At 60.7% G+C, this 3,100-nt stretch carries 3 protein-coding genes; all 3 read left to right on the top strand.

What is annotated here, in order from left to right; translation table 11 throughout:
* Positions 1 to 194 (top strand): hypothetical protein (locus R3175_RS18005; protein ID WP_318945725.1); only part of this gene is annotated, 194 nt, incomplete at its 5' end.
* 205 nt (positions 195 to 399) lie between these two features.
* On the top strand, positions 400 to 1,212 hold the full coding sequence (locus R3175_RS18000; RefSeq protein WP_318945724.1) for a substrate-binding periplasmic protein: 813 nt from the start codon (positions 400 to 402) through the stop codon (positions 1,210 to 1,212).
* 227 nt (positions 1,213 to 1,439) lie between these two features.
* The gene (locus tag R3175_RS17995; RefSeq protein WP_318945723.1) at positions 1,440 to 3,074 is read left to right on the top strand and encodes a methyl-accepting chemotaxis protein; all 1,635 of its coding nucleotides are present in this window, start codon (positions 1,440 to 1,442) and stop codon (positions 3,072 to 3,074) included.
* Positions 3,075 to 3,100 lie beyond the last annotated feature (26 nt).

Here is a 3,100-nt window from a genome sequence, read left to right as displayed (position 1 = left end):
TCAGCATCAACGCGGATGTCTGGGGCACCATCGAGATTACCGGGGAGAACACAGGAGGCCTGTGCGGTATCTGGCCGTTCACCTACGTTTGCGGTGGCATTGCGAACGTAGCGGTCAGCGCCGACACCCGCCTGCGGCTGGTCATCCCGCGGGGCAGCCTGCGACTGAACTATTTGTCACCTATCACCCAGTAATCGACAAGGCCGCGCCTCGACTGCAGCCCGCGTTTAACCAGCCACACCGGAGCCCGCCCCGGGCTCCGGGCCTGGGCATGGCAGCCCGTACCAACCCCACGACCAGCATGGACACACGCTCGAACCTGGCAGCAAGCGACATCTGCTATACTGACTGGTATTCCTGAGCGGGAGATTCAATAGGCAATGGGAACTCTTCTTCAGCATGACATCTAACAACTGGCCGGGTCGACTGGCCGGCGTCCTTGTCGCGCTTGTGCTTCTGTTGCCTTACCCAACAAGCAATCAACCTGCAGCCGAACCACTTCGGATTGGAACATTCAACGCGCCCCCCCATATGTTCTCCGAACAAGGCGACACCGCCTCGGGACCTGGAGTTGAGTATTTCCGTGAGCTACTTCAGCGGATGGGTCAGGATGAGGCAACATTCCGGAGCTACCCCCTTTCACGATTACTCTTTGCCATCAATGCCGGCGACATCGACATCGCCCTGTTCCTGATGAAGACGCCGGAACGTGAAAAGAATCTCCATTTCCCGGAGTCGCCTTTCCATGCCACCTACGCCGGCATCGCCGTCCGTGCCAATACCCCGATAACGTCCATCACCTCTCCTGCAGACCTGTTGGGACTGCGCATCGGAGTCTGGCAGGATTCCTACGTTTCCCCGTTTCTGAAACACCCTGAGCTGCAGATTCTGACCATCGCCGGCAACAATGCGGTCCAGCGAAACCTGCTAAGGCTTCAAGCCAAACGCATCAATGCCGTCTACAATCCCGACATTGCAGTGTTGCGGTTCAGGGCCCGCAAATTGGGCCTAAGTGAACAGATCCGTTTATTACCTCTACCGGGTCCTCCCGTGCCGATTTATCCTGTATTCTCAGACTCGTGCGCACCGGAGTTGATTCCCCGCTACGAAGCGGTCGTTCGATCCGGCACGGTTCCAGACTACGCAGTGTACCTGGAGACATTCCTTGAACACCTCAATCTGGATGGGGCTCAGCGCTCCGCTCCACCTTGAGCCGCACAACGTCTCAACGCCACCAGGATCGCGGCCCCGCAATACTGATCGGGCAAACGCCTGTCTGTTGATTTGGATTCAGCTACACTTACGAAAAGGCGGAGATTACCGCCGTAAGGCACCACGAGCCTCCAGGGAAAGTTTAAAACCCAAGCCATGGGACGGCCAACTTCAGCTCCCCCCAGACGCAACGACCGGGAGCCGGCAATAACAAGAAGTGATCGCCCATGACTCTGAACAACATCACCATTCGCAGCCGTTTACTGATTTCCTATGCCATCCCGGTGGTAGCGGTCATCGCCCTTACCCTGTATGGCTGGAATGCCTTCAACAGCGTGGAACGAAGCGTCACCAGCCTGTACGACGACCGTGTGGTGCCGCTACGCCAGCTGAAAACCATCTCGGATAACTACGCGGTTCTGATCATCGATGCGGTCAACAAGGCCAATGCCGGGCTGATTTCGGCTCAGGAGGCCGCCGATGGCATCCGCCAGGCCGAGGAGACCATTGCCGAACGGTGGTCCCGTTACAAAGCCACCAAACTGACCGACGAAGAAGCCCAATTGGTCCGGGAGGCTGAACGCGCCTTTCAGCAGGCCGATCGGGCGGTGGCCGGAGCCCTGGGAGAACTGGCAACCGTTCGTGGCGACGCCACCGGTCAACTGGACGCGATTGACGGCCCCTTGTACCAGACCATCGACCCGGTCACCGCCAAGATCGACGAGTTGATGCAGCTGCAACTGCGCGAGGCGGCCAACCTTCGGGATCATGCCTATGACCTCCACAACCGCACGGTCGGGGTCTTCGTGGCCGGGTCGTTGACGCTGTTGGCGGTGATGGTGGTACTGGGTTTCCTGATTGGCCGGTCGATTGCCCAACCCATCGGCCGTCTCCAGCAGGTGATCAACCGCATCGCCGATAATTCGGACCTCACGCTCCGACTGGAAGTCGAAGGCTCCGACGAGGTGGCCGAAACCTCTCGCTCACTCAACAACATGCTGGAGAAAATGGCCAGCCTGGTTCAGCGGCTCGCCGGGGCAACGTCCGAAGTCGCCTCTGCCAGCGAAGAAATGTCGGCGATCAGTGGCCAGACCCGCCAATCCATTGAGGCACAGGCCGAGCAGACGGACCAGGTGGCCACGGCGATGAACCAGATGAGTGCCGCCAGCCAGGACGTAGCCCGCAGTGCCAATGAAGCCCAATCCGCAGCCCGAAATGCCGAAGAATTGGCGGAGGAAGGTCGCCAAAAGGGACAAAGCAACCGGGAACGCCTGGACGCCCTCTCCGCCGAGGTGACGCAGGTAGCCGGCGCCATCCGGGGCCTGGCGGACCAGAGCCAGTCCATCGGCCGGGTGATTCTGGTGATCAATGAAATCGCCGAACAGACCAACCTGCTGGCCCTGAACGCGGCCATTGAGGCGGCCCGCGCTGGCGAACAGGGTCGAGGCTTCGCCGTCGTAGCCGATGAAGTCCGTTCCCTGGCACGCCGTACCCAGGAATCGACGGAGGAGATCGAGGGCCTGGTGGGCGCCCTGCAGAAGGAAAGCAGCCAGGCGGTTGAGGCCATGGAGTCCGGCCAACAGGAGGTTGAACTGAGCCGGGATCAGGTCATTGAAGTCGCGGACATCTTGGAGCGCATTGGCGGAGCGATCGAGCACATCTCCGGCATGGGCGCCCAGATTGCCAGCGCCGCCGAGGAGCAGTCGGTGGCGGCCGAGCAGGTCAGCGGCAACCTGACTCACATCGTTGATGTGGCCGAGCAGACTCGCACCGGTGCCGAGCACACCGCCAAGGGCAGCGAGGACCTCGCCCGCCTGGCGGCAGAGCTGCAGTCACTGGTGGCCGAGTTCCGGATCTCGTAACGGCGCCGATGCACGCCTGACGCCCC

The sequence above is a fragment of the Marinobacter sp. genome, from assembly GCF_033722735.1.
Classification (GTDB): Bacteria; Pseudomonadota; Gammaproteobacteria; order Pseudomonadales; family Oleiphilaceae; genus Marinobacter.
The sequence above is the reverse complement of the archived record's forward strand: the minus strand, read 5'-3'. Positions and strand labels throughout refer to the sequence as shown.